The following is a 25,289-nucleotide window of genomic DNA, read 5'->3' on the forward strand; positions in this document are numbered from 1 at the left end:
AGAGGCGGCATCCCATGGCTGACTTCGTGGGCGCGGTGGACCAAGGGACCACCAGCACCCGATTCATGATCTTCGACCAAGCCGGCAACGAGGTGGCGAAGCATCAACTGGAACACGCCCAGATCCTTCCGCGCTCCGGATGGGTCGAGCACGACCCGGTGGAGATCTGGGAGCGCACCAACTCCGTGATCCAGAACGCCCTGCGGCACAAGAACCTGACCGCCGAGGACCTCGCGGCGATCGGCATCACCAACCAGCGGGAGACCACCGTCGTATGGGACCCGCGCAACGGCCGTCCCTACTACAACGCCATCGTCTGGCAGGACACCCGCACCGATTCCATCGCCGCGGCCCTGGAGCGTTCCGGCCGGGGCGACGTCATCCGCCGCAAGGCGGGGCTGCCGCCGGCGACCTACTTCTCCGGCGGCAAGATCCAGTGGATCCTGGAGAACGTCGACGGCGTCCGTGAAGCGGCGGAGCAGGGTCACGCCCTCTTCGGCAACACGGACGCCTGGGTCCTGTGGAACCTGACCGGCGGCCCCGACGGCGGCATCCACGCCACCGACGTGACCAACGCCAGCCGCACCATGCTCATGGATCTGGAGACCCTCGACTGGGACGAGGAACTGCTGGGCTTCTTCGGGGTGCCGAGGGCCATGCTGCCCAGCATCAACCCCTCGTCCGACCGCGAGGCGTACGGCACGACGCGCACCTCCCGGCCGTTGCGCGCCCCCATCCCCATCACCGGTGTGCTCGGCGACCAGCAGGCTGCCACCGTCGGGCAGGTCTGCTACGCGCCGGGCGAGGCCAAGAACACCTACGGCACCGGCAACTTCCTGGTCCTCAACACCGGTACGGAACTGGTCCGTTCGCAGCACGGCCTGCTGACCACCGTGGCCTACCGGTTCGGCGGCGAGCCGGCCGTGTACGCGCTGGAGGGCTCCATCGCGGTCACCGGATCCGCCGTCCAGTGGCTCCGCGACCAGATGAAGATCATCATCAACGCGGCCGAGAGCGAGACGCTGGCCCGCACCGTGGAGGACAACGGCGGGATGTACTTCGTTCCGGCGTTCTCGGGCCTGTTCGCCCCGTACTGGCGCTCCGACGCCCGCGGCGCGATCGTCGGCCTCGCCCGGTACAACAGCAACGCCCACCTGGCCCGGGCGACCCTGGAGGCGATCTGCTACCAGAGCCGCGATGTCGTCGAGGCCATGGAACAGGACTCCGGAGTCCATCTCGACGTGCTCAAGGTGGACGGCGGCGTGACCGCCAACGACCTGTGCATGCAGATCCAGGCAGACGTCCTCGGCGTACCGGTCAGCCGTCCCGTCGTCGCCGAGACCACCGCGCTCGGCGCCTCGTACGCGGCTGGTCTGGCCACCGGCTTCTGGCAGGACACCGACGAACTGCGGACCCACTGGCAGGAGTCCAAGCGCTGGGAGCCGCAGTGGTCCGAGGACCGGCGTCAACAGGGGTACGCGGACTGGAAGAGGGCAGTGGAACGCACGCTCGACTGGGCGAAAGTGGAATAGCCGGAGCGCCGGTCGCGCCGTGACCGGGGGCGCTCCATCCAGCCCCTGACACATGTCGCGTCGGGGGCCGGAGCCTTCGGGGGCTCCCGCTCGTGCGCGGTCGCGAACCGCGCCGGTCCCACCGCGGAACGCCCGGCTCCTCGGGACATCCGGGGCGTATGTCACCGGTGGCCCGCCGTTCCCTCCCTCCGGGCCACAGACCGAATGATCACCCCCGGTCACGCGCCCACCGCCTCAGCTTCTCTATGCTCGGAGGCGAACCTTCGCATCCATGAGGAGCAGAGCAATGAGCCAGAACGTCTTTTTCGAGGTCACCGCCGACGGCAAGCCGCTGGGCCGCATCGAGTTCAAGCTCTTCGACGACGTCGTCCCGAAGACCGCCAGGAACTTCCGTGAGCTCGCCACCGGTGAACACGGCTACGGTTACGAGGGCTCGCCGTTCCATCGGGTCATCCCGGACTTCATGCTCCAGGGCGGCGACTTCACGCGGCAGAACGGCACGGGCGGCAAGAGCATCTACGGCGAGAAGTTCGCCGATGAGAACTTCACGCTCAAGCACACCAAGCCGGGTCAGCTGTCGATGGCCAACGCGGGCCCGAACACCAACGGCTCGCAGTTCTTCATCACCACCATCGCCACCAACTGGCTGGACAACAAGCACGTCGTCTTCGGCGAGGTCGTCGAGGGCATGGACGTCGTGAAGGCGATCGAGGGGTTCGGCAGCGGTTCCGGCACCCCCTCCAAGAAGGTCGTCATCTCCAAGAGCGGCACCGTCTGAGCGGTCCGGCAGCCAGTGCCGGACCTTTCCCACGGACACGTGCCGGCGGGGGCCGCGGGTGACACACCCGCCGCCCCGGCCGGGCGGTCCGCCACCCCTCTCGGGCGATCGGCCACCCCTGCCCGGCGGTCCGCCGCACAGGACTCCGCGGCCACCGGAACCGATCACGCCTCACGCGTCCCGGCGCCTCGAAAGAGTTCGGCCGGATTCGTGGCCGGAACCCGTACTCCAGGGGACCCGCGGTCCCGCGAGGGGTAGCCCTACCCGAACACGCCGAAGCGCGTGAGGGTTGGGGGGAGCTGGCCCGAGTGATGTGGTGGGGGCGGGCACCGGGAAAACGCTTGTCAGGACGCGCGCTGCGGCGATCGGCTGTCCGCCGGCTGCGTGCGGAAGGGGCCTACGGGCCCGTACTTCGTGAAGTGCTGCCCGCCCTCGCGGCGGTCGTCGTCCTCCTCTGCGCGGTCGTCGCCGGCCTCGCCGTCGGTTACCGCGTGGCCGGCATCGGCGTACCTCTCGGCGCCCTGGTGGTCCTGGCCGTCGCCACTCCCGCCGCGATACGGCGGAACCGCCCGCCGGCCCGCCGTCGCCTCGGCTTCTACACACCCGAGGAACTCGCCGATCTCGACACCCAGGGACTGGCCCTGGCCGTCTCCCGGATGCTGCACCGGGACGGCTGGCGCGTGCTCCCGCCGCGCCGGATCGAGGACCGCGTCCGGGTCCGCGCGCGGGACGGACACGGGCGGCGTCTCGAGGTCGCGTTCCGGCCCGTGGCCGAGCCGCTGCCCGACGAGGACACGCCCTCGCGGTCGGGGCGTCCGGGCGGCCCGGGTCCGCCGCTCCGTCTCGTGGTGCACCGCGGGGCCTTCACCCGGCGTGACGTCCAGTGGGCACGGCGCCAGGGCGGTGTACGCCTGATCGACGGCTCGTGTCTGCGGCGCTGGGCGCACGGCACACCGCTGAACGAACTGAGCGGCTCCCCCTGAGTCCGTACGACCCGCCCCCGGCGCCCGCGATCCCCGTGCCGGGGACCACCGCTCCGAACCCGCGTCCGGTGACCCTCCGGACCGCTTCCCGGACCGCCTCGTCGACCTACGCGTACGCCCCCGGCGCCCCGCCCCGCGGCGGGACCCGCACCGGATCCGCGCGCACCGGACGTCCGTGTCACCCACACCACACTCCTCACTCCGAGCCCGGGCGCAACAGCGGTTTCTCCGACAACAGACGAGGTCAGCGAGGTGAACACGTTCCCACCAGGTAGTTGAAGGAAAGCCCTTCGCACGGGCCGACGAGCCGAATAGCGTGCGAGGACCCGAGCCGTCCCCCCACCGTCCCGCGGTCCGTGCACGCCGGGCCCGCACCCCATCAGGAGACCGGCATGTCGTACGACAGCTCCGCCCCCCGGCCCGCGCGACCGCCGCGGGGACACCACAACTCCTTCGCCGACCACGTCCCGGACCCCGCGGCCGCGGAACCATTACGCGGCGGGGCATCACCCCGCACCTGGACCGGGCACCACCGCGATCTGCGCATCCTGCGCCGCGCCTACCGCCGGCAACGGCGTGTGACCACCTTCGCGGTGCTCGGCTGCTTCACCATCTTCCTCGGCCTGTGCGCCGGCTGCCCCGGTCTGATGGACCGTCCCGTCACCGGTGGTCTCTCGACGGGCCTCGTGATCGCCCTCTCCCAGATCCCCGCGACCTGGCTCGCCGTGCTCGTCTACGAGCGCACCGCCCGCCGCTATGTCGACCCTCTCGCCCGCCGCGTGAACCGGAGCGTCCCCTGGGCCGGCAACGAGCAGGAGCGGAAGCGGTGAGCGCCTTCTCCGGCTCCACGCAGTCCTGGTCGCTCGTCGCCTTCTCCATCGCCGTAACGGTCACCCTGCTGCTGTGCGTGCTCACCGGCCCCGACAGCGACGATCTCGCCGAGTTCTACACCGGCTACCGCTCGCTCTCCCCGCTGCGCAACGGACTCGCCATCGCCGGCGACTACATCTCCGCCGCGACCGTGCTGACCATCGGCGGCGTGATCGCCCTGTGCGGATTCGACGGTGTCGTCCTGGCCCTGAGCACCCTGCTGTCCCTGCTGGTGCTGATGTTCCTGCTGGCCGAACCCCTGCGGAACACGGGCGAGTTCACCATGGGCGACGTACTGGCCCGCAGAATGCCCGGACGGTCCGTACGGATCACCGCGTGCGCCGTCACGATCGCCGCTCTCGTACCGATGATGCTCGTCCAACTCGCGAGCACAGGGCAACTGTTGGCGTTCATCCTCGGCTTCACCGACAGTTCCATGAAGACGGGCTGCATCGTGGGCGTCGGCACCTTGATGATCACCTACGCGGCCATCGGGGGCATGCGGGGCACGGCGTTGATCCAGCTCCTGAAGATGGTCGTGCTCCTCGGTTCCGGAATCGTCGTCGCGCTGCTGATCCTCGGCCGGTTCCACTGGAACCCCGGGGCGCTGTTCACCGCGGCCGCGAGGCGCAGCGGGTCACCGGACGCGTTCCTGCACGGCGGACTCCAGTTCGCCGGTGGCCCGCATCCACGGCTCGACATGATCAGCACCCAGTTCGCCATCGTGCTGGGCGGTGCCTGCCTACCGCACGTGACCATGCGGATGTTCACCGCCAACAGCGCCCGCCAGGTGCGGCGTTCGATGTCCTGGGCCGTTTCCTCGGTGGCGTTGTTCATGCTGGTGGCGGGTGTCGTCGCCATCGGCGCGACGGCGATGATCGGCCGGGCCGGCGTCACCGCCGCCGACCCGCGCGGGCACACCGCCTATCTGCTGGGCTCCCGTGCCGCGTTCGGCCCTGTGGTGTCCCGCGCGGAGACCCTCGTGTTCACCACCGTCACCACGGCGATCTTCCTCACCCTGCTCGCCTCGGTCGCCGGGATGACCCTCGCCTGCGCCAACTCGCTGGCCCACGACGTGTTCGCGGGCCGCCGCACCGCCATGTCGCCCCAGCGCGAGACCTCGTTCGCCCGCGCGTCGGCGATCGTCGTCGGCGCGCCCGTGATCGCCCTCGCGGTCCTCGTCCAGAACCGGAGTCTTCAACCGCTCGCTACCATGTCCTTCTGCGTGGGGGCCTCGGCGATCGCGCCCGCCCTGGTCTACAGCCTCTTCTGGCGTCGCTACACACGCGCCGGTCTGCTGAGCACGCTCATCGGCGGCACCCTCGCCGTCCTGGTCCTGATGCCGGGCACCCGGCTGGTGTCCGGCTCCCCGACGTCCGCCTTTCCCACCGCCGACTTCAACTGGTTCCCGTTCACGACCACGGGGCTGGTGTCCATCCCGCTGGGCTTCGCGTTCGGCTGGCTCGGCAGCATGCTGTCCGGACGCCGCGCGGCGGACCGCGAGCGCGGGGTGTACGAGAGTGTCGAGAGCCTGATCCTCGCGGGGCCGCGATCGAAGGGGCGGTGAGGGCGGCAGGGAGCCGTGACGGTGGCTGGGAGCCCTGCCGATGACAGGGAGCCGTGCCGATGGCTGGGAGCCGTGACGGTCACTGGACGCCGTGACGGTGGCTGGACGCCGTGACGGTCGGCGGGAGGCGTGACGGTGGCGGGGGTGCCGCCACCGTCACGAAGTCCTCCGCCGACATCGGTTCAGGGGGCGGCGACCACGATCTCACGCTTGAGGATCTTGCCCGTGGGGCCCTTGGGCAGCTCGGCCGCGATCTCGACGACCCGGGGGTACTTGTACGCCGCGACCCGTTCCTTGGCGTGGGCGCGGATCTCCTCGGCCGTGGCCTCGGCGCCGGGCCTGAGCGTGACCACGGCCGCGACCTCCTCACCGTGCAGGGGATGCGGCACCCCCACGACAGCGGCCTCGGCGACGGCGGGGTGCTCGTACAGCACCTCCTCGATCTCGCGCGGGTAGACGTTGTAGCCGCCGCGGATGATCATGTCCTTCTTGCGGTCGACGATGAAGTAGAAACCGTCCTCGTCCACCCGGGCCAGGTCTCCGCTGTGGAACCATCCGTCGCGGATCGCCTCCTCGGTGGCCTCCGGGCGGTTCCAGTACCCGGTCATGACGTTCTCGCCGCGGATGGCGATCTCGCCCACCTCTCCCGGAGCGGCCACGCCGCCGTCCTCGGCGACGAGCCGCATCTCAACCCCGCGAATGGGCACGCCGATCGAGCCCGCCTTGCGCGGACGGTCCGGGTGGTTGAACGCCGCGACCGGCGACGTCTCGGAGAGCCCGTAGCCCTCCAGCACCGCGGCGCCGAAACGCCGCTCGAATCCGTGCAGGACCTCGACCGGAAGGGCGGCCCCGCCCGAGACGGCCAGGCGCAGCGGGCCGGTGTGGAATCCGTCGGGAAGTTCGGCGTGCAGCAGGGCCGCGTACATCGTCGGCACGCCGAGGAAGACGGTGACCTTGTCCCGGACGAGGATCTCCAGGGCGCTTCGCGGGTCGAACCGGGGCAGCAGCGTCAGTGTGGCTCCGGCGGCGACGGCCGTGTTGAGCGCGCAGGTCTGGCCGAAGGCGTGGAAGAGGGGCAGGCCGCCGAAGAGGACGTCCTCCGGTCCGACCTGGAGGAGGGTCTCCGCCGTGGTGAGCGTGTTGCGGGCCAGGTTGCGGTGGGAGAGTTCGGCGCCCTTGGGTGTTCCGGTGGTGCCCGAGGTGTAGAGGATCAGGGCGGCATCGTCGCCGGCCCGGTCCGGGGTGTCGCGCAGGGGCTCGTGGCCACGCAGCAGGGTGTCGAAGTTCCCGGGGTCGGTGACCAGGCAGTCGGTGCCCGTCTCGGCGGCGGCCTTCGTCACCTCGTCGGCGAACAGCGGGGACACGAGCGCGATCCGCGCTCCGCAGTCGCGCAGGGTGAAGGCGACCTCGCGGGCCTTGAGCAGCGGATTCATCGGGACGACGACACCGCCGGCCCGCAGGATGCCGTAGTAGAGGACCGGGAACAGCGGGACGTTGGGCATGGTCAGCGTGACACGGTCGCCCGGCAGGAGGCCGTGGTCCCGCAGCAGGGCGGCCACCCGCGCACTGGCGTCGTCCAGTTCGGCGTAGGTGAGCGTGCTGTCGTCGAGCCGGACGGCGACGCGCTCGCCGTGGGCCACGACGGTGGCTGCCAGAAGGGTGACGAGGTCGGTCATGCCGGGTATCTCCTTGAGTTCGTCGCGCGGGGCGCGGCGGTGGCGCGCGGTCGGATCACATCGCGAAGCGTGACCCACGGGCGTGCGTGCCTGCGACCCGGGCCGCGTCCGCCTCTCCTGTCATGCTCGCATCCTGTCCGTCAGGTGTTCACCCGCCGGTGAGCGGCCGTCCCGATGGGGGCCCGGCAGGTGAACGGCGCCATGCTAGGTTCCTCGACCACCACCGCGCTTGTCGTGGCGGGACAGAAGACTTGGCTTCTCGGGACATTGCTGGAGCGTGCTCATGAGACCTCTGGTCCGTACCGCCGCGCTGAGCGGCTATGTCGAGCTGTGCCGCTCCCTCGGCATCGATCCTCAGGCGCTGCTCAAGCGGGTGGGTCTGGACACCGCCGCCCTCACCGTCCAGGACCGGTGGATCTCCGGCACGGCGGCCGTGCAGGTGCTGGAACTGTCGGCGGCCGAGTCCGGCCACGAGGATTTCGGCGTGCTGCTCGCGGGGTTCCGCCGCTTCTCCACGCTCGGCCCCATCAGTCTGGTCGTCCGCGAGGAACCGGACGTTCGCAGCGCGCTGGAACTGCTGATCCGTCATCAGTACATGTACAACGAGGTGTTGCACACCCGGCTGTCCGAAGGCGACGGACTGGCCACGCTGAAGGTGGATCTGCGGCTCGGTGAGGTGATGGAGTCCCGGCAGGCGACCGAGCTGGCCGTCGCCGCCCTGCACCGCATCCTGAGCGACTTCCTGCACGCGCGCTGGCAGCCCCTGTCCGTGTGGTTCCGGCACTCCGCACCGGCGGACACCTCGGCGCACCGCCACGCGTTCGGGCCCATCGTGGAGTTCGACCGCGAGATCGACGGGATCGTCTTCTACGCCGACGACCTCGACGCGCCCAACGCCATGGCGGACCCGCTGATGCGCGAGTACGCCCGCCAGTACTTCGACGCGATCGCCGTCCCGAAGGACACCACCGCGGCGGACCGGGTGCGCGAACTGATCGAGGTACTGCTGCCGACCGGCCGTTGCTCGATCGAACAGGTCGCGCGCAGCCTCGGCGTCGACCGGCGCACCGTCCACCGCCATCTGGCCGCGTCGGGCGAGACGTTCTCCTCTCTCCTCAACGTCACCCGCCGCCACCTCGCGGAGCAGTTCGTCGCGAATCCCCGGCGGTCGCTGACGGAGATCTCCGACCTGCTGGGGTTCTCTTCGCTGAGCGGTTTCTCCCGCTGGTTCCGCGAGCAGTTCGGGTGCAGCCCGCGAGCGTGGCGCGAGAGCCGGACTCCGTAGCAACTCCCGCTCTGTGACGGGAGCGACGAGGGAGGCAGGCGCCTCGGCCCTGTGCCGTCCCCGTCGGCGCCACACCCCACCGATGTCCCCAAATGACAAATCATCTGTCCCCTGACGGCAAGCACGGCCCTGAACTCGGCCCTACCTTTGCACCACCGCGCAGAAGACGCGGTCGGCCGTCGGAGGGAGCCGAGCCACTCCCCCTGGCTCCCTCCGGACCGGCCGATCGCGGCGGGCCGGCTCGCGCCCGCTGTCACCGGTGACCCGCATCGATCCCCGCCGGAATTCCCAGGCCCCGCGCAGCACGCGGCGATGCCCCGGCGAGTGATCACCGATCCGACGAAGGAGACGGACCGTGCACTTCCACGACGACTCGCTCTTCCCCGAGAACCAGGAAAAACTCGTCATCCAGGCCGCTCCGTACGGGCCCGAATGGCTTCCCGGCGACGCCGACGACCTTCCCCTGACGATGGACGAGCACGTGCAGGCGGCCGTCGACTGCTACAACGCCGGCGCCACCGTTCTCCACATCCACGTGCGTGAGCTGGACGGCAAGGGCTCCAAGCGGATGTCCAAGTTCAACGAGCTCATGGGCCGGCTGCGCGAGGCCGTGCCGGACATGGTGCTCCAGGTCGGCGGCTCGATCTCCTTCGCCCCCGAGGGTGAGGGCGGTGAGGCGAAGTGGCTGAGCTACGACACCCGTCACCTGCTGGCCGACCTGGACCCCGCGCCGGACCAGGTGACGATCGCGATCAACACCAGCCAGATGAACATCGTCGAGATCATGAACGACGACGATCTGGAGGGCACGTCGATCGCGAAGCCCGACTACTACAAGGCGTACCGCGACATGGTCGTCGAGGCCGGGCCGGACTTCTACCTGGAGCACCTCAAGCGGCTGCACGCGAAGGGCATCCAGCCGCACTTCCAGCTCGCCACCCTGGCCCAGCTCGAAACCGTGGAGCGGCTCATCAGGGCCGGCGTCCACACCGGTCCGCTGGTCCTCAACTACGTGGCGATCGGCGGCGGTTTCGCGGGCCGCCACCCCGCCGACCTCATCGAGTTCGTCCGTCGTGCCCCTGACGGCGCCGTCCTCACGATCGAGAGTTCCATGCGCGCCGTGGCGCCCATGAACGCGATCGGCATCGCGCTCGGTGTGCACGTCCGCGTGGGCAACGAGGACAACCTGTGGCGGCGCAAGGGCGAGCGCATGTCCAGCGTCGAGCAGGTCGAGCAGATGGTGCAGCTCTCCCAGGCTCTCGGCCGTGACATCGCCACCGGCGCGGAGGCCAGGAGGATTTACAGGATCGGCGAGACCTATTCGGGCACCGACGAGACGCTGGCCCAGCTCGGCATGGTGCCGAACCGCCGTCCCGGACAGCGCGGCTTCATGCTCCGCGACGCCTGACCGGAGGATTGGGCGACGCATGCCTCCCGGGGGGCTGCGACGCCGGGGCCGGACCCTTCGCGACGCCGCATCCGGGGGACCGCGACACGGGACCCTAACGTTCCGCAACGCCGGGACCGAACCTTCCGCAATGCCAGGACAGAACATTCCGCGACTCCCGACCCGAAAGCTCCGCAACACCAGGCCCCAAGGTTCCACAACGCCGGGCCCGAAAGCTCCGCAACACCAGGCCCGAACGCTTCGCGACTCCCTGCCCGAGAGTTCACCACCGCGTCGGACCCGACCCGCCACGCCATGGGGCCGCCGGGGCCAGACCCCCCGGCTCCGGCGGCCCCCTGCCCCCCACGTCGCCCCGTTCTCCCCTTCCTTCTCCCTCCCCAGCCACCCGACACGAACAACGGAGCGCCCCCGTGGCACACGCCATTCGATTCAAGGAGACCGGCGGTCCCGAGGTCCTGCGCCGGGAGGAGGTCGTCGTCGGCGACCCCGGCCCCGGCGAGGTCCGGATCCGTCACCACGCCGTCGGACTCAACTTCGCCGACACCTACTTCCGCACCGGGCTCTACCCCGCGCCGCTGCCGGCCGGGCTGGGCGTCGAGGCGGCGGGCGTGGTCGAGGCGGTGGGCGAGGGCGTCACCGCGTTCAGCGAGGGGGACCGGGTCACGTACACCGGAAGCCCACTCGGCGCGTACAGCACGGAGCGGGTCATGCCCGCCGGCTCCCTGATCCACCTGCCGGACGGCATCGGCTTCGAGACCGCCGCTGCGATGACCATGCGCGGTCTGACCTCCGCGTACCTGCTCCGCAGGATCCACCCCCTCGAGGAGGGTGACACGATCCTGCTGACCGCGGCGGCGGGCGGCGTCGGACTCATCGTCTGCCAGTGGGCCAAGCTGCTCGGACTGAACGTCATCGGCACCGTCTCCACCGAGGAAAAGGCCGAACTGGCCCGGGCGCACGGCTGCGACCACGTCATCAACCACAAGAGCGAGAACGTGGCCGAGCGGGTACGCGAACTCACCGACGGCGCCGGGGTCCCGGTCGCCTTCGACAGCGTCGGCAGGACCACGTACGCCTCCTCGCTCGCCTCGCTGCGCCGCCGGGGTCTGCTCGTCTGCTTCGGCACCGCCTCCGGTCCCGTCCCGCCCATCGACGCCATGCAACTCGCCGTCCAGGGCTCGTTGTTCGTCACCCGGCCCGCCCTCGCCGACTACATCGCCGACCCCGCGGAACGGGCGGAACTCGCCGCCGAACTCTTCGGCCACGTCACCTCCGGCCGCATCCGCATCCAGGTCAACCAGCACTACAGGCTCGAGGACGCCGCCCAGGCGCACCGCGACCTGGAGGCAGGACGTACCACCGGGTCGTCCGTCTTCGTCCTCTGAGCCCCGGCACTCCCCTCGGTCGACTCCACTCCCCCAGGAGGAAGCACCATGGAACACACGCTCGCTCCCCCGGAGGGCGCGCCGGTCCGCGCCCACCATCGCGGCTCGATCCGCGTCGAACCGCTGACCTGCACGCTCGGCGCGGAACTGTCCGGGGTGAACCTCGGCGACGCCGCACGTGACGACGACCTCTTCGACGAGATCAGGTCCCTGCTGCTCCAGTACAAGGTGCTGTTCCTGCGCGACCAGGACATCACGCGTGCCGAACACGTGGCCTTCGCCGAGCGCTTCGGCGCGCTGGAGGACCACCCGGTGGCCGGCAGCGACCCCGAGCACCCCGGCCTGGTGCGGATCTACAAGGACCTGGACAGCCCGGCCGAGCACTACGAGAACGCCCTGCACACGGACGGCACTTGGCGTGAGAACCCGTCAATGGGCGCCGTACTGCGCTGTGTCGAGGGACCGCCCGTCGGCGGGGACACAATCTGGGTCGACATGGCCGAGGCGTACCGCCGGCTGCCCGAGGACATCCGTACCAAGATCCGGGGGCTGCGGGCCCGGCACAGCATCGAGGCCACGTTCGGCGCCGTGATGCCCGAGGAGAAGCGGCACGCCCTCAAGGAGCGGTTCCCGGACGCCGAGCACCCGGTGGTGCGCGTCCACCCGGAGACCGGCGAGGAGATCCTCTTCGTCAACGCGTTCACCACCCACTTCGTCAACTACCACACGCCCGAGAACGTCCGGTTCGGACAGGACTTCGCCCCCGGCGCGAGCCTCCTGCTCAACTACCTGATCGGCCAGGCCGCGATCCCGGAGTACCAGGTGCGCTGGCGCTGGACCCCGAACAGCGTCGCCATCTGGGACAACCGTTCCACCCAGCACTACGCCGTACAGGACTACTGGCCCGCCGTCCGTCGCATGGAGCGCGCGGGAATCGTCGGCGACAGACCCTTCTAGACCCTTCCTCCAACTGCGCGTGAGGTGATGACGATGGAGTTGCACACCACTGCCGGCCCCGTCCCCGAGACGGACACGACCGCCTCGTCCGGATGGCCCGTGTCCCGACGCTATGCCTGGGTGGTCTTCGCCCTCAGTTTCGGCCTGCTGCTGTCCGACTACATGTCCCGGCAGGTCCTCAACGCCGTCTTCCCGATGCTCAAGAGCGAATGGCTGCTCTCGGACGCGAGGCTCGGCACCCTCAGCAGCGTCGTCGCCCTCATGGTCGGCCTGCTGACCTTCCCCATGTCGCTGATGGCCGACCGCTGGGGCCGGGTCAGGAGCCTGCTGCTCGCCGCGGCGTTGTGGAGCGTGGCGACGCTCGGCTGCGCGGTCTCCGCGAGCTACGGCCAGATGTTCGTCGGCCGGCTCTTCGTCGGCATCGGCGAGGCGGCGTACGGAAGCGTCGGCATCGCCGTCGTCCTGAGCATCTTCCCGATCGGTCTGCGCGCCACCCTCTCCGGCGCCTTCATCGCGGGCGGTGCCTTCGGCTCGGTCCTCGGCGTGTCGATCGGCGGAGCGGTCGCCCAACACCTCGGCTGGCGCTGGGCGTTCGGCATCATGGGCGTCTTCGGCCTGGTCCTGGCCGCGGTGTACGGCCTGGTCGTCACCGAGAAGAAGCTGGTGCCGGAAGCCGCATCCACCGACGCCGATCCCGATCCCGGACCGCGGGACCGGCTGCGCGCGCTGCTGCCCCGGCTGTTCTCCTCCGTCTCGGTGATCAGTGCCTACGTGGGCAGCGGCCTCCAGCTCTTCATCGCAGCCTCCCTGATGGCCTGGCTGCCCAGCTACTTCAACCGCTACTACGACATGCCCACCGCCAAGGCGGGCGCGACGGCCGGGATCTTCATCCTCGTCATAGGCATCGGCATGATCGGCGGCGGCATCGCCTCCGACCGCATCAGCCGGGCGTTCCCCATCCGCAAGTGGGCGGTCGCCATCGCGTGCAGCCTCGGCTCGCTCGCCCTGCTGATGACCGCCTTCCGGCTGCCGACCGGTGCGCTCCAGCTGGCGGTGCTGGCGGCCGGAGCCCTGCTGTCGGCCGGCACGGCGGGACCCGCGACCGCCATGGTGGCCAACCTGACCCCCACGTCCATCTCCGCGACGGCCTTCGCCACCCTGACCCTCGCCAACAGTCTGCTCGGACTGGCTCCGGGACCCGCCGTGACGGGCGCGCTCGCCGATCACATGGGGCTGCTCGGGGCCCTGCGGATCATCCCGCTCACGGCGCTCGCCGCCACCGTCGCCTTCCTGATCGGCCGCCACTTCTACGAGCGTGATCTGCGCCGTCCGACGAGCGGTCCCGCCCCTGCGGCGGAGCCCGAGGACGCGGTGGTGACCGCGTGAGCACCGCGACCGACCCCGTGATCGTGATCGTCCCGGGACTGCGCGATCACATCGCCGGCCACTGGCAGACCCTGCTGGCGAACCGGCTGGCCGAGGCCGGGCGCACCGTGCGCACCGTCCCGCCGCTCACCAAGAATCCGCTGAGCCGCGAGGCCCGCGTAGCGGCGCTCGGCGAAGTGGTCTCGCAGACCGCGGGCCCCGTGGTGCTCGTCGCGCACAGCGCCGGCGTCATCACCACGGTCCACTGGGCCCACGGAGGCACGGCACAGGTCCGCGGAGCGCTGCTCGTGACACCGCCGGACTTCGAGACCCCGCTGCCCGAGGGCTATCCGACCCCGGAGGCACTCGGCGAGAACGGCTGGACACCGGTGCCCAGGAGCCCGCTGCCCTTCCCCGCCATCGTCGCCTTCAGCTCGAACGACCCCCTCGGCACGCCCGGCCGGATCGCCCGGCTGGCACTCGACTGGGGCGCCACTCCGGTGGAACTCGGCGAGGTCGGCCATCTCAACCCCGCGTCCGGCTACGGCCCGTGGCCGCGCGCGGAAGAACTGCTCCGCGAAGTCGAAGCCGGCTGAAGGCCGCGCCCAGCCCGGGAAGACGACCGCGGCGAGTGCCGTTTCTTCGGCGGACGGGTGAGCCGCCGCGCCGTCGGCCACCGTCCCGCGCGTGTCGCGCCGGTCACCCGGAGGCGACATTCGTGATCACCGACCGGACAGCGACGATCAACTCCAAGCCTCCCGAGGCGCCGTTCAGGACTCCTTCCGTCAGTCCCGAAACATCCCGGCCGCCCGCGGCGGACGGTCCGTAGGGTCCGGGTCACCGGCCGGTCGGGAACTCCTCCGTCCGCGCGGTGACCCGAAGGAGACATCGGTATGGCAAATGTGGAGATCTCCCTCAAGGAGACGATGACGTCGATCGAGGGCTCGCTGGGCGTGGCTCTCGTCGACTACACGAGCGGCATGGCGCTGGGCACGCTGGGGGGCGGCAAGGATCTCGACCTGAACGTCGCCGCGGCCGGCAACACCGACGTCGTACGGGCCAAGGTGCGCACCATGGAACACCTCGGGCTCAAGAGCAAGATCGAGGACGTACTCATCACGCTCGAGAAGCAGTACCACCTGATCCGGCCGCTCACCGGCCGCGACGGCAACGGGCTGTTCCTGTACCTCGTGCTCAACAAGGCGACGTCCAACCTGGCCATGGCCCGCCACCAGCTCGCACGCATCGAAGCCGAACTAGAGGTGTAGACAGCCACGTTCTCCGCGCCTTCGCATGCCCACGACTTGAAGACTTCTTCAATTAGGTACATCCAGATCGAGTCAATCACGTGGGCGTGCGGAGGTGGAGCCGCCAGGATCGGTCCTTCGGGCACCGGTTCGCGGCGGGCACGCGGACAGCCACCGCACCAGCCGGAGAAACAAGCCCGTCCCCAGGCGGCAGGGAGCGAACGATTTTGACCAGGCAGGTTCCCCTCTACCAGGCCAAGGCCGAGTTCTTCCGGATGCTCGGGCACCCTGTGCGCATCCGCGTCCTGGAACTGCTCCAGAGCGGCCCCGTCTCGGTACGCGACCTGCTCACCGAGATCGAGGTCGAACCGTCCAACCTCTCGCAGCAACTGGCCGTGCTGCGCCGCTCGGGCATCGTGGTGTCCATCCGCGAGGGCTCGACCGTCAGTTACGCGCTCGCGGGCGGGGACGTCGCCGAACTGCTGCGCGCCGCCCGCCGCATTCTCACCGAACTGCTCTCCGGACAGACCGAGTTGCTGGCCGAACTACGACAGGCGGACGTCGGCACGGGCCTGCCTCCCGGTCCGCGGGAACCGGACCTGGTCATCACCCGGTCCGGGCCCGCCGTCCGGGAACACTGACGCCCGAGGCGGCGACCGGGCGGACCGTCAGGCCCAGCCCTTGCGCGCGGCGTGCCAGCCGAGCTGGATACGGCTCTCGGCGCCGGCCCGCGCCATGAGTTCACCGATGCGCCGCTGCACGGTGCGACGGGAGACGCCGAGCCGCGCGCCGACCGCCTGGTCGGTGAGTCCCGCGAGCACGAGGGCGAGCATCCGGGCGTCGAACTCGTCTATCGCGTCCGGGCGTTGCTCCACGAGACCGTCCCCCGCCGCCTGGGGCGACAGCGGATACGCCTGGTCCCAAGCCAGCTCGAAATAGGCGACGAGGGCGTCCAGCAGTCCGCCGGGGTGCACCAGCACCGAGGCGGCGGCCGTATTGCGGCCGCTGAACAGCGGAAGCATGGCCAGGTGACGGTCCGCGATCATGAGCTTGACCGGGACGGCGTCGGCGACCCCGACCTGCTGTCCGGCCGCCAGCACCGCGAGGGCCTGGGCGACCACTCCGGGCTCGGTCAGCGCGTCCCGGTGCAGGATCGTCCGGTAGAGCACGCCACGGCGGATACCGGCCCCCTCCGCGGTGTTGTCGTCACGCGACACGACCGTCTGTTCGGGCACCATCATCGACCGCACCTCGTGCCGAGCGGACTCCTGGAGCTGCCGGAACCGGTGCCGTACCGCGTCGATGTCGCTGATCACCTCCACCGCGCCGCCCTCGGCACCCGTGCGGTGCTGCTCCGCGAGAGTGAGCACCGCGTGCTCGGCCGCGCTCAACTCGTCGCGGCGGCGCCGCAGTTCCCCACCGAGCGCGACCGCGGGAGGAGCTGCCACGAACAGGGTGGCCGCGCCCTCGACCGTCTGGGCGACGACGAGGCCACGCCCTGCCAGAGCGGTGAGGATGTCACGCGCCTCCGGCTCGGGGCGGCCGCTGTCGGCCGCGAGTTCCTGGACGGCTGCCCGTCCACGCGCCACCAGGAGACGGTAGACCTCCTCCTCGGCCGGGCCGAGACCGAGCGCGGCGAGCATGGGCCACTCCTTGAAGTCGGCTGACGGAGCCCGGGCGGGACTCCGCGGGACAGACCCGGAACCTGCCCGGCCCCCACGGATACGGCAAGGTCTACTTCACCCCCCGGGCCCCTGTCACCTCCGCGTGACGCTGTTGCCCGTATCGCCCGAGTGCGTGCCCCGTCGAGGGCCGGCGGGAGGGCATTGTCAGTGGTGGCAGGCAGGATGGCGGGTATGACAACACCTGTTGCAGTGATCGTGGATGCCGTCGCCTACGCGCAGGCGGTCGAGGACGCACTGAAGGCATCGGCCGCCTACTACGAGGGCGGCACCTCCGTGCTGGACGACGACGCCTACGACCGGCTGGTGCGCGGCATCGCCGCGTACGAGGCAGCCCATCCCGAGCAGGTGCTGCCCGACTCGCCGAGCGGGAAGGTCGCCGGCGGCGCCGTCGAGGGGGACGTTCCGCACACGGTGCCGATGCTGAGCCTGGACAACGTCTTCTCCTCCGAGGAGTTCACCGCCTGGACGGCGTCGCTCGCCCGGCGGACCGGTCACGAGGTGGAGCGGTACAGCGTCGAGCCGAAGCTCGACGGCCTGGCCGTCGCCGCGCGCTACCGCCAGGGGCGGCTCACACGGCTGATCACCCGCGGGGACGGCACGGCGGGTGAGGACGTGTCGCACGCGATCGGGACGATCGTCGGCCTGCCCGGTGAGCTCGCCGAGCCCCTCACGCTCGAGGTGCGCGGCGAAGTCCTCATGACGACGGCACAGTTCGAGCACGCCAACGAGGTGCGCACCGCGCACGGCGGGCAGCCGTTCGCGAACCCGCGCAACGCCGCGGCGGGCACGCTGCGCGCCAAGGAGCGCGCCTACACCGTTCCGATGACCTTCTTCGGCTACGGCCTGCTGCCGGTGCCCGGCACCGACGCGGATTCGGCCGCCCGGCTCGACGAACTCGCGCACAGCGAACTCATGGCGCGGGCCGCCGAGCTGGGTGTGAACACCACCGCGAGCACGGCGGTCCCCGGCATCACGGCGGCGGACGCCGAGCAGGTGCTGGCCCGGGTCCAGGGGATCGGGGCGCTGCGCGCGGAACTGCCGTTCGGGATCGACGGGATCGTCGTCAAGGCCGATCTCGCCGCCGACCAGCGGGCCGCCGGGTCCGGTACACGGGCGCCACGCTGGGCGATCGCGTACAAGCTCCCGGCCGTCGAGAAGATCACCCGGCTGCTGGCGGTGGAGTGGAACGTGGGCCGCACCGGCATCATCGCCCCGCGCGCCGTGCTGGAGCCGGTCGAGATCGACGGCTCGACCATCACGTACGCCACCCTGCACAACCCGGCGGACATCACGCGGCGCGATCTGCGGCTGGGCGACCATGTGATGGTCCACCGCGCCGGGGACGTCATCCCCCGCGTCGAAGCGCCGGTCGCCCATCTGCGGACCGGCGAGGAACAGCCCGTCGTCTTCCCCGAGGCGTGCCCGAACTGCGGATCCGCCATCGACACCAGCGAGCAGCGCTGGCGCTGTGAGCAGGGCCGCAACTGCCATCTGGTGGCCGCGCTCTCGTACGCGGCGGGCCGCGACCAGCTCGACATCGAGGGCCTCGGCCACACTCGGGTCGTCCAGCTCGTCGAGGGGGGCCTGGTCACCGATCTCGCCGGTCTGTTCGGCCTGACCCGCGAGCAGCTCCTCGGCCTGGAGCGGATGGGCGAGACCAGCACCGACAACCTCCTCGCGGCGATCGAGGCGGCCAAGGGGAAGCCGCTGTCACGGGTGCTGTGCGCCCTCGGGGTCCGCGGCACCGGCCGTTCCATGTCCCGGCGCATCGCCCGGTTCTTCGCCACCATGGACGAGGTCCGGGCGGCGGACGCGGAATCGATGCAGCGGGTCGAGGGCATCGGTACGGAGAAGGCACCCTCGATCGTCTCGGAGCTGGCCGAACTCGCCCCGCTCATCGACAGACTCGTCGCCGCCGGGGTCAACATGACCGAGCCCGGTGCCACCCCGCCCCCCGCGCCCGGCGAGGACGGAGCGGACGCGGAGGCGGGCGAGAGCTCCGGTGGGCCGCTCGCCGGGATGACGGTGGTGGTGACCGGCGCCATGACCGGGGCCCTGGAACAGCTCAGCCGCAACCAGATGAACGAGCTCATCGAGCGCGCCGGCGGCCGTTCCTCCTCCAGCGTGTCGAAGAAGACGACGCTGGTCGTCGCCGGAGATGGCGCCGGGTCCAAGCGTGCCAAGGCCGAGAGCCTCGGGATCAGACTCGCGGCACCGGAGGAGTTCGCCGAGCTGGTCGCCGACTACCTCGCCTGATCGCTCCCCTCGCGGGGCATGCCGACCCGCCGGGCCAGCACCCGGCCCGGCCAGGTCCCGGACAGGAAGGATTCGGTGGAGGTGAACCCCTGGCGCTCGTAGTACGCGACCAGTTCACCCCCGGCGCCCGCCCAGCAGTCGACCCGCAGCAGCTCGACGCCGGCCCGCCGGGTCTCCTCGGCGGCGTGGGCCAGGAGCGCGGCCCCGATGCCATGGCCGGTGTGGCGGCGGTCGGACACCAGCAGCCGTACGTACCGCTCGGGTTCCCCCGCGGGCTCGATCGGCATCCGCGGGCTGGGCCCGGTGTCGAGGACCAAGGCCCCGACGGGTGTTCCGGCCGCCTCGGCGACGAAGGGGGTGTTCTCGGTCAGGTACCGATGGACGCGCTCCGCCCCGCCCGCCGTCTCCGAGTACGGGATCGTGCCCCACTGCTCGGTGTTGCCGCGGGCGTTCATCCAGCGCACCGCCGCGTCGAGCATGTCCAGAACGGCCGGCGCGTCGGCCGGGCCGCCCGGCCTGATCCGTATGGACTGTGAGGTGTCCCGCTCAATCTCGTTCACGCCGGGATCCTAAGGGCTGTCCCGTAATCCCCGGTGGATCAGCGCGCGGCGTCAGATGCGGTGCATCGCAAGGCGGAGGGTCGTCCTCATGCTGGGCGTATTCGGGCGATCCGACAACGCGGCGTGGGGGTACCCCCTGCTCGAAGAGCTTGGGGGAGCCGTAGCTGTCGTCGTGCGCCCGCCGGGGATTACGGGACAGCCCTTAGGCGCACGAAGGGCACAGCCCCCGGTACGTGACCTCGACGGCGGCCACCGTGAAACCGAATCGTTCCGTCGACGGCAGGTCGGCCAGCGGGTTGCCGGTCGGGTGGACGTCGCGGACCGTGCCGCAGCTGGAGCACACCAGATGCTGGTGCGGGTGGTGCGCGTTGGGGTCGTACCGCTTGGCACGGCCGTCGGTCGAGACCTCGATGACCTCGCCGAGCGAGACCAGTTCCCCCAGGGCGTTGTAGACGGTCGCCCGTGAGATCTCGGGCAGCCGCTCGACGGCGCGGGCATGCACCTCGTCGGCTGTGAGATGTACATGGTCGCCGTCGAGGACCTCCGCAACGACACGCCGCTGGGAAGTCATCCGCCAGCCACGCCCTCGCAGTCGCTCCAGCAGGTCACTCATATCGGTTCACCTTTTCAGGATCGGTGGGAACCCGCAGTTTATCGGTGCGCGTCCGGGGTCCGATCAAATATCGGTCTGGTGTCCTTCTTGACTTGGACTCTGTCCATCGTAGGATCGGTTTAGGCACTGGCCAAGGGACACGAAGACTTCGGTACGGGCAGGAGAGACAAAGATGTCGGGACCACCGCCGTGGGACCACACGGCGCCGGTCTGCGGGTGACGGCCGCCGTGACACGCAGCCCGGGACGCTCCCGGAGCCCGGAACCCCCTCGGCGACGACCCGGTCGCCGCCGTGGCGGGCACCCCGGCGCCGTACCTCCCAGCACGTCGCACACAGCCCTCCGTCCGCTCGCCGTGGCGGGATGCGTACCCCGAATCGGACCGGTCCAGCCGGTCCGGCGCGAGCCGTGTACCGCGTCCCGGCCCCCGGCCGTGCGGCCGGCCTCTCCCTTCGCCCGTTCCCGCCCGAACACCAAGGCCTCCCCGTCGACTCCGTCGACGGTTCCGGGGCCGGCCGCCGGGGCCCCGCCCCGGCTGTTCCCCCCACCCGCAGTCGCTGAGCACCGAGATCGGCCCGTCCGGAAGGATTCCCATGTCTGAGAACCATGACGCGATCGTCACCGACGCGAAAACGGAGGGCGCAGGCGGCTGCCCCGTCGCGCACGACCGCGCTCCGCACCCGACCCAGGGCGGCGGAAACCGCCAGTGGTGGCCGGAGCGGCTCAACCTGAAGATCCTCGCCAAGAACCCCGCCGTGGCGAACCCGCTCGGCGAGGACTTCGACTACGCCGCGGCCTTCGAGTCCCTCGACCTCCCTGCCGTGAAGCAGGACATCGCCGAGGTCCTCACCACCTCGCAGGACTGGTGGCCCGCCGACTTCGGCAACTACGGCCCCCTCATGATCCGCATGGCGTGGCACAGCGCGGGCACCTACCGCATCAGCGACGGCCGCGGCGGCGCCGGTGCCGGGCAGCAGCGCTTCGCCCCCCTCAACAGCTGGCCGGACAACGGCAACCTGGACAAGGCCCGCCGTCTGCTGTGGCCGGTCAAGAAGAAGTACGGCCAGAGCCTGTCCTGGGCCGACCTCATGATCCTCACCGGCAACGTCGCCCTGGAGCAGATGGGCTTCGACACCTTCGGCTTCGCCGGTGGCCGCGAGGACGTCTGGGAGTCCGAGGAGGACGTCTACTGGGGTCCCGAGACCACCTGGCTCGACGACGAGCGCTACACCGGCGACCGTGAGCTGGAGAACCCGCTCGGCGCCGTCCAGATGGGCCTCATCTACGTCAACCCCGAGGGCCCCAACGGCAACCCGGACCCGATCGCCGCGGCCCGCGACATCCGCGAGACGTTCCGCCGGATGGCGATGAACGACGAGGAGACGGTCGCCCTGATCGCGGGCGGTCACACCTTCGGCAAGACCCATGGCGCGGGCCCGGCCGAGAGCGTCGGCGACGACCCCGAGGCCGCCCCGATCGAGGCGCAGGGCCTCGGCTGGAAGAGCACGTACGGCACCGGCAAGGGCGGGGACGCCATCACGTCGGGCCTCGAGGTCACCTGGACCAACACGCCCACCCAGTGGGACAACAGCTTCTTCGACATCCTCTTCGGCTACGAGTGGGAGCTGACCCAGAGCCCCGCCGGCGCCAACCAGTGGAAGCCGAAGGACGGCGCGGGCGAGGGCACCGTTCCGCACGCCCACGACTCCTCGAAGAAGATCGCCCCGTCGATGCTCACGACGGACCTGTCGCTGCGCCTCGACCCGATCTACGGGCCGATCTCCCGCCGCTTCCACGAGAACCCCGCCGAGTTCGCGGACGCCTTCGCGCGGGCCTGGTACAAGCTGACCCACCGCGACATGGGCCCGAAGTCCCTCTACCTCGGCCCGGAGGTCCCCGAGGAGACCCTGCTGTGGCAGGACCCGCTGCCCCAGGCGGAGGGCGAGGTCATCGGCGCCGAGGACATCTCCGCCCTCAAGGCGAAGATCCTCGGCTCGGAGCTGACCGTCTCGCAGCTGGTATCCACCGCGTGGGCCTCGGCCTCGACGTTCCGCGGCAGCGACAAGCGTGGCGGCGCGAACGGCGCGCGCATCCGTCTGGAGCCGCAGCGCGGCTGGGCGGCCAACGACCCCGACCAGCTGGCGACGGTGCTGCGCACGCTGGAGAACATCCAGCGCGACTTCAACGCCGGTGACAAGAACGTCTCGCTGGCCGACCTGATCGTCCTCGGCGGCACCGCCGCCGTCGAGAAGGCCGCCAAGGACGCCGGTCACGACGTCGAGGTGCCCTTCACCCCGGGCCGCGTCGACGCGGCACAGGAGCAGACCGACGTGGAGTCGTTCGCCGCGCTGGAGCCGAACGCGGACGGCTTCCGCAACTACCTCGGGAAGGGCACCCGGCTGCCGGCCGAGTACCTGCTGCTCGACCGGGCGAACCTGCTGACCCTGAGCGCGCCGGAGCTGACGGTCCTCGTCGGCGGCCTGCGCGTCCTGGGCGCGACGCACCAGCAGTCCTCGCACGGTGTCCTCACCAAGGCCCCCGGGACTCTGACGAACGACTTCTTCGTCAACCTGCTCGACCTGGGCACGACGTGGAAGGCGACGTCGGAGGACGCGACCACCTTCGAGGGCCGCGACGACGCCACCGGCGAGATCAAGTGGACCGGCACTCGTGCCGACCTCGTCTTCGGCTCCAACTCCGAGCTGCGCGCGCTCGCCGAGGTCTACGCGAGCGACGACGCCGGGGCGAAGTTCGCGAAGGACTTCGTCGCCGCCTGGGACAAGGTCATGAACCTGGACCGGTTCGACCTCGTCTGACGCCTCGGGTGAGGGCCGGCTCCCGCCCGGGGGCCGGCCCTCACCCGTTCCACGGCGCGGGCGGCCACGGGCTCTCACAGCCGCGCCCGTCACCTCGCCGAGGGCGCCGGCGTTCTAGGCTGGCCGCCATGAGCGCACACTTTGACGTGGTGGTCCTGGGCGCCGGCCCGGGAGGATATGTCGCGGCGATCCGGGCCGCCCAGCTCGGACTCAGCACGGCGATCATCGAGGAGAAGTACTGGGGCGGTGTGTGCCTGAACGTGGGGTGCATCCCGTCGAAGGCGCTGCTGCGCAACGCCGAGCTCGCCCACATCTTCACCCAGGAGGCCAAGACCTTCGGCATCCGGGTGAACGGCGAGGTGAGCTTCGACTACGGCGCCGCCTTCACCCGCAGCCGCAAGGTCGCGGACGGACGCGTCAAGGGCGTCCACTACCTGATGAAGAAGAACAAGATCACCCAGTACGACGGCCGCGGCACCTTCCGCGACGACCGCACGCTCGACGTCGCCCTGGCCGACGGCGGCACGGAGACCGTCACCTTCGGAAACTGCGTCATCGCCGCGGGCGCCACCACCAAGCTGCTCCCCGGAACCTCGCTGAGCGAGCGGGTGGTGACGTACGAGGAGCAGATCCTGTCGGACACCCTCCCGGACAGCATCGTCATCGCGGGCGCCGGAGCCATCGGCGTCGAGTTCGCCTATGTGCTCCACAACTACGGCGTCCAGGTCACCCTCGTCGAATTCCTCGACCGGATCGTCCCGTTGGAGGACGAGGAGGTCTCCGCCGAACTGGCCCGCCGCTACAAGCGGCTCGGCATCAACGTGCTGACGTCCACCCGTGTCGAGGCGATCGACGACTCCGGGGACAGGGTCAAGATCATGGTGACCACGGGCGGCCAGCGCCAGACGCTGGAGGCCGGAAAGGTGCTCCAGGCGATCGGTTTCCAGCCGCGGGTGCGGGGCTACGGGCTGGAGAACACCGGTGTGAAGCTCACCGACCGGGGTGCGATCGACATCGACGGACGGTGCCGTACGAGCGTGCCGCACATCTACGCCATCGGTGACGTGACGGCGAAGCTGATGCTCGCCCACGCGGCCGAGTCGATGGGCATCGTGGCCGCCGAGACGATCGCCGACGCGGAGACGATGGAGCTCGACTACGTCATGATCCCGCGGGCGACCTACTGCCAGCCGCAGATCGCCAGTTTCGGCTGGACCGAGGCGCAGGCCCGCGAGCGGGGCTTCGACGTCCAGGTGGCGAAGTTCCCGTTCACGGCGAACGGCAAGGCCCACGGACTCGGCGAGACGGCGGGATTCGTCAAGCTCCTCAGCGACGCGCGCCACGGCGAACTCCTCGGCGCCCATCTCATCGGTCCCGAAGTCACCGAACTGCTGCCGGAGTTGACGCTCGCCCAGCAGTGGGACCTGACCGTCCACGAGGTCGCCCGGAACGTGCACGGGCACCCGACGCTCGGCGAAGCGGTCAAGGAGGCCGTTCACGGGCTGGCGGGTCACATGATCAACATGTGACGCGCGACAATCACCTCCATGAACGACAGATCCAACGACACCGAGAGCCGGCTGGTCCGGATCGAACGGCTCCTGGAGTCCGGCGAACGAGAGGTGGCGCCCGCCTGGCGGAGGGCGACGCACGGTGAGCCGCGCTGGGCGGTGACCGCCGCGGTCCTGGCGGCGGTCGCCCTCCAGCTGAAACTGCCGGAGCGGCTGACCCTGCTGCCGTTCGGGGTGCTGCCGGCCCTGGAGGTGGTCCTGCTGATAGGCCTGGCCGTCGCGAACCCGCGCCGCGTCGAACCCCGGAACAAGCGGCTGCGGTCGCTGGGCCTGGCGCTCATCGGCCTGATCAGCCTCACCAACGGCTGGGCCGCGGCCCAGCTGGTGAGAGAACTCGTCAACGGCAGCGCGGGGTCGGACCCCGCGAACCTGCTGCTGACCGGCGGCAACATCTGGCTGACGAACGTCATCGTGTTCGCCCTGTGGTACTGGGAGTTGGACCGGGGCGGACCGGCGAACCGGATGATGGGCCGGCACCAGTTCGCCGACTTCCTCTTCGTGCAGATGCAAAGCCCCGAATCCGCGCGCCCGGACTGGGAACCGGCGTTCCTGGACTACCTGTACCTCTCCTTCACCAACTCCACCGCGTTCAGCCCGACCGACGTGATGCCGCTCTCCCGCTGGGCCAAGATGCTGATGCTGCTCCAGTCCACCGTCTCCCTGATGACCGTGGTGCTGGTGGTGGCCCGCGCCGTCAACATCCTGAAGTGACCGTCGCCCGACACCGTCGGCAAGC

21 protein-coding genes are annotated in these 25,289 nt (G+C 70.5%); 17 read left to right on the plus strand and 4 right to left on the minus strand.

Annotated elements, in window-relative coordinates:
• The first annotated feature begins 14 nt into the window (after positions 1-14).
• From glpK to ABZV42_RS04355, 5 genes are all read left to right on the plus strand, one after another.
• Complete coding sequence (gene glpK, locus ABZV42_RS04335) at positions 15-1,532, plus strand: glycerol kinase GlpK (RefSeq protein WP_355979862.1); 1,518 nt, start codon at positions 15-17, stop codon at positions 1,530-1,532.
• Positions 1,533-1,818: 286 nt separating this feature from the next.
• The gene (locus tag ABZV42_RS04340; RefSeq protein WP_355979865.1) at positions 1,819-2,310 is read left to right on the plus strand and encodes a peptidylprolyl isomerase; all 492 of its coding nucleotides are present in this window, start codon (positions 1,819-1,821) and stop codon (positions 2,308-2,310) included.
• A 419-nt stretch (positions 2,311-2,729) separates the two neighbouring features.
• The gene (locus ABZV42_RS04345) at positions 2,730-3,293 is read left to right on the plus strand and encodes a hypothetical protein (RefSeq protein ID WP_356050887.1); all 564 of its coding nucleotides are present in this window, start codon (positions 2,730-2,732) and stop codon (positions 3,291-3,293) included.
• Positions 3,294-3,685: 392 nt separating this feature from the next.
• Positions 3,686-4,123: a DUF485 domain-containing protein gene (locus tag ABZV42_RS04350; RefSeq protein ID WP_355979870.1), complete on the plus strand. Its 438-nt coding sequence runs from the start codon at positions 3,686-3,688 to the stop codon at positions 4,121-4,123.
• Complete coding sequence (locus ABZV42_RS04355; RefSeq protein WP_355979873.1) at positions 4,120-5,730, plus strand: cation acetate symporter; 1,611 nt, start codon at positions 4,120-4,122, stop codon at positions 5,728-5,730. Before ABZV42_RS04350 ends, ABZV42_RS04355 begins: the two co-directional genes overlap by 4 nt.
• Before the next feature lie 182 nt (positions 5,731-5,912).
• Here ABZV42_RS04355 and ABZV42_RS04360 read toward each other — a convergent pair whose 3' ends face one another.
• Positions 5,913-7,406 (minus strand): long-chain fatty acid--CoA ligase, encoded by a 1,494-nt coding sequence (locus ABZV42_RS04360; RefSeq protein ID WP_356050888.1) that lies wholly within the window; start codon positions 7,404-7,406, stop codon positions 5,913-5,915.
• 283 nt (positions 7,407-7,689) lie between these two features.
• Here ABZV42_RS04360 and ABZV42_RS04365 point away from each other — a divergent pair, with 283 nt between their 5' ends.
• The 8 genes from ABZV42_RS04365 to ABZV42_RS04400 all read left to right on the plus strand — a co-directional run bounded on the left by ABZV42_RS04365 (position 7,690) and on the right by ABZV42_RS04400 (position 15,694).
• The gene (locus ABZV42_RS04365) at positions 7,690-8,691 is read left to right on the plus strand and encodes an AraC family transcriptional regulator (protein WP_355979878.1); all 1,002 of its coding nucleotides are present in this window, start codon (positions 7,690-7,692) and stop codon (positions 8,689-8,691) included.
• A 355-nt stretch (positions 8,692-9,046) separates the two neighbouring features.
• A complete protein-coding gene (locus tag ABZV42_RS04370) occupies positions 9,047-10,099 on the plus strand; it encodes a 3-keto-5-aminohexanoate cleavage protein (protein WP_355979881.1) in 1,053 nt (350 codons plus the stop codon).
• A gap of 410 nt (positions 10,100-10,509) precedes the next feature.
• Positions 10,510-11,484, plus strand: coding sequence for a quinone oxidoreductase (locus tag ABZV42_RS04375; protein ID WP_355979884.1), 975 nt, complete (start codon positions 10,510-10,512; stop codon positions 11,482-11,484).
• Positions 11,485-11,532: 48 nt separating this feature from the next.
• Entirely contained in the window at positions 11,533-12,441 is a 909-nt protein-coding gene (locus ABZV42_RS04380; RefSeq protein ID WP_355979886.1) for a TauD/TfdA family dioxygenase, read from the plus strand.
• A gap of 33 nt (positions 12,442-12,474) precedes the next feature.
• A complete protein-coding gene (locus ABZV42_RS04385; protein WP_355979889.1) occupies positions 12,475-13,827 on the plus strand; it encodes an MFS transporter in 1,353 nt (450 codons plus the stop codon).
• Positions 13,824-14,402, plus strand: a complete 579-nt coding sequence (locus ABZV42_RS04390) for an alpha/beta hydrolase (RefSeq protein ID WP_356050889.1) — start codon at positions 13,824-13,826, stop codon at positions 14,400-14,402. Before ABZV42_RS04385 ends, ABZV42_RS04390 begins: the two co-directional genes overlap by 4 nt.
• A gap of 297 nt (positions 14,403-14,699) precedes the next feature.
• On the plus strand, positions 14,700-15,074 hold the full coding sequence (locus ABZV42_RS04395) for a hypothetical protein (RefSeq protein WP_355979893.1): 375 nt from the start codon (positions 14,700-14,702) through the stop codon (positions 15,072-15,074).
• Between the two features lie 206 nt (positions 15,075-15,280).
• Complete coding sequence (locus ABZV42_RS04400; RefSeq protein WP_355979895.1) at positions 15,281-15,694, plus strand: metalloregulator ArsR/SmtB family transcription factor; 414 nt, start codon at positions 15,281-15,283, stop codon at positions 15,692-15,694.
• A gap of 27 nt (positions 15,695-15,721) precedes the next feature.
• Here ABZV42_RS04400 and ABZV42_RS04405 read toward each other — a convergent pair whose 3' ends face one another.
• Positions 15,722-16,696, minus strand: a complete 975-nt coding sequence (locus tag ABZV42_RS04405) for a helix-turn-helix domain-containing protein (protein ID WP_355979897.1) — start codon at positions 16,694-16,696, stop codon at positions 15,722-15,724.
• Between the two features lie 204 nt (positions 16,697-16,900).
• Between ABZV42_RS04405 and ligA the strand changes: the two genes are divergently transcribed.
• Positions 16,901-18,994 carry an NAD-dependent DNA ligase LigA gene (ligA, locus tag ABZV42_RS04410; protein WP_356050890.1) on the plus strand — a complete coding sequence of 698 codons (2,094 nt, stop codon included), beginning with the start codon at positions 16,901-16,903 and terminating at the stop codon, positions 18,992-18,994.
• On the opposite strand, the gene ABZV42_RS04415 is transcribed toward ligA, so the two are convergent.
• Both ABZV42_RS04415 and ABZV42_RS04420 read right to left on the minus strand, forming a co-directional pair.
• Positions 18,982-19,473: a GNAT family N-acetyltransferase gene (locus ABZV42_RS04415; RefSeq protein ID WP_355979930.1), complete on the minus strand. Its 492-nt coding sequence runs from the start codon at positions 19,471-19,473 to the stop codon at positions 18,982-18,984. The two genes, ligA and ABZV42_RS04415, sit on opposite strands and share 13 nt — an antisense overlap.
• A gap of 283 nt (positions 19,474-19,756) precedes the next feature.
• Positions 19,757-20,167: a Fur family transcriptional regulator gene (locus ABZV42_RS04420; RefSeq protein ID WP_355979901.1), complete on the minus strand. Its 411-nt coding sequence runs from the start codon at positions 20,165-20,167 to the stop codon at positions 19,757-19,759.
• A 592-nt stretch (positions 20,168-20,759) separates the two neighbouring features.
• Here ABZV42_RS04420 and katG point away from each other — a divergent pair.
• The 3 genes from katG (at position 20,760) to ABZV42_RS04435 (ending at position 25,264) form a co-directional block, all read left to right on the plus strand.
• Positions 20,760-22,982, plus strand: coding sequence for a catalase/peroxidase HPI (gene katG / locus ABZV42_RS04425; RefSeq protein ID WP_355979903.1), 2,223 nt, complete (start codon positions 20,760-20,762; stop codon positions 22,980-22,982).
• Positions 22,983-23,110: 128 nt separating this feature from the next.
• Entirely contained in the window at positions 23,111-24,511 is a 1,401-nt protein-coding gene (gene lpdA, locus ABZV42_RS04430; RefSeq protein WP_355979905.1) for a dihydrolipoyl dehydrogenase, read from the plus strand.
• Positions 24,512-24,529: 18 nt separating this feature from the next.
• The gene (locus ABZV42_RS04435) at positions 24,530-25,264 is read left to right on the plus strand and encodes a hypothetical protein (protein ID WP_355979907.1); all 735 of its coding nucleotides are present in this window, start codon (positions 24,530-24,532) and stop codon (positions 25,262-25,264) included.
• The last annotated feature ends 25 nt before the right edge of the window (positions 25,265-25,289 follow it).

Origin of the sequence: Streptomyces sp. NPDC005281 (genome assembly GCF_040607495.1) — a bacterium.
Lineage (GTDB): Bacteria > Actinomycetota > Actinomycetes > Streptomycetales > Streptomycetaceae > Streptomyces.

Coding starts and splice junctions, on each gene's coding strand:
- glpK (WP_355979862.1), top strand. CDS start 15: ATGGCTGACTTCGTGGGCGCGGTGGACCAAGGGACCACCAGCACCCGA.
- ABZV42_RS04350 (WP_355979870.1), top strand. CDS start 3,686: ATGTCGTACGACAGCTCCGCCCCCCGGCCCGCGCGACCGCCGCGGGGA.
- ABZV42_RS04415 (WP_355979930.1), bottom strand. CDS start 19,473: ATGCTCGACGCGGCGGTGCGCTGGATGAACGCCCGCGGCAACACCGAG.
- ABZV42_RS04340 (WP_355979865.1), top strand. CDS start 1,819: ATGAGCCAGAACGTCTTTTTCGAGGTCACCGCCGACGGCAAGCCGCTG.
- katG (WP_355979903.1), top strand. CDS start 20,760: ATGTCTGAGAACCATGACGCGATCGTCACCGACGCGAAAACGGAGGGC.
- ABZV42_RS04395 (WP_355979893.1), top strand. CDS start 14,700: ATGGCAAATGTGGAGATCTCCCTCAAGGAGACGATGACGTCGATCGAG.
- ABZV42_RS04380 (WP_355979886.1), top strand. CDS start 11,533: ATGGAACACACGCTCGCTCCCCCGGAGGGCGCGCCGGTCCGCGCCCAC.
- ABZV42_RS04365 (WP_355979878.1), top strand. CDS start 7,690: ATGAGACCTCTGGTCCGTACCGCCGCGCTGAGCGGCTATGTCGAGCTG.
- ligA (WP_356050890.1), top strand. CDS start 16,901: ATGGCGGGTATGACAACACCTGTTGCAGTGATCGTGGATGCCGTCGCC.
- ABZV42_RS04385 (WP_355979889.1), top strand. CDS start 12,475: ATGGAGTTGCACACCACTGCCGGCCCCGTCCCCGAGACGGACACGACC.
- ABZV42_RS04435 (WP_355979907.1), top strand. CDS start 24,530: ATGAACGACAGATCCAACGACACCGAGAGCCGGCTGGTCCGGATCGAA.
- ABZV42_RS04360 (WP_356050888.1), bottom strand. CDS start 7,406: ATGACCGACCTCGTCACCCTTCTGGCAGCCACCGTCGTGGCCCACGGC.
- lpdA (WP_355979905.1), top strand. CDS start 23,111: ATGAGCGCACACTTTGACGTGGTGGTCCTGGGCGCCGGCCCGGGAGGA.
- ABZV42_RS04405 (WP_355979897.1), bottom strand. CDS start 16,696: ATGCTCGCCGCGCTCGGTCTCGGCCCGGCCGAGGAGGAGGTCTACCGT.
- ABZV42_RS04420 (WP_355979901.1), bottom strand. CDS start 20,167: ATGAGTGACCTGCTGGAGCGACTGCGAGGGCGTGGCTGGCGGATGACT.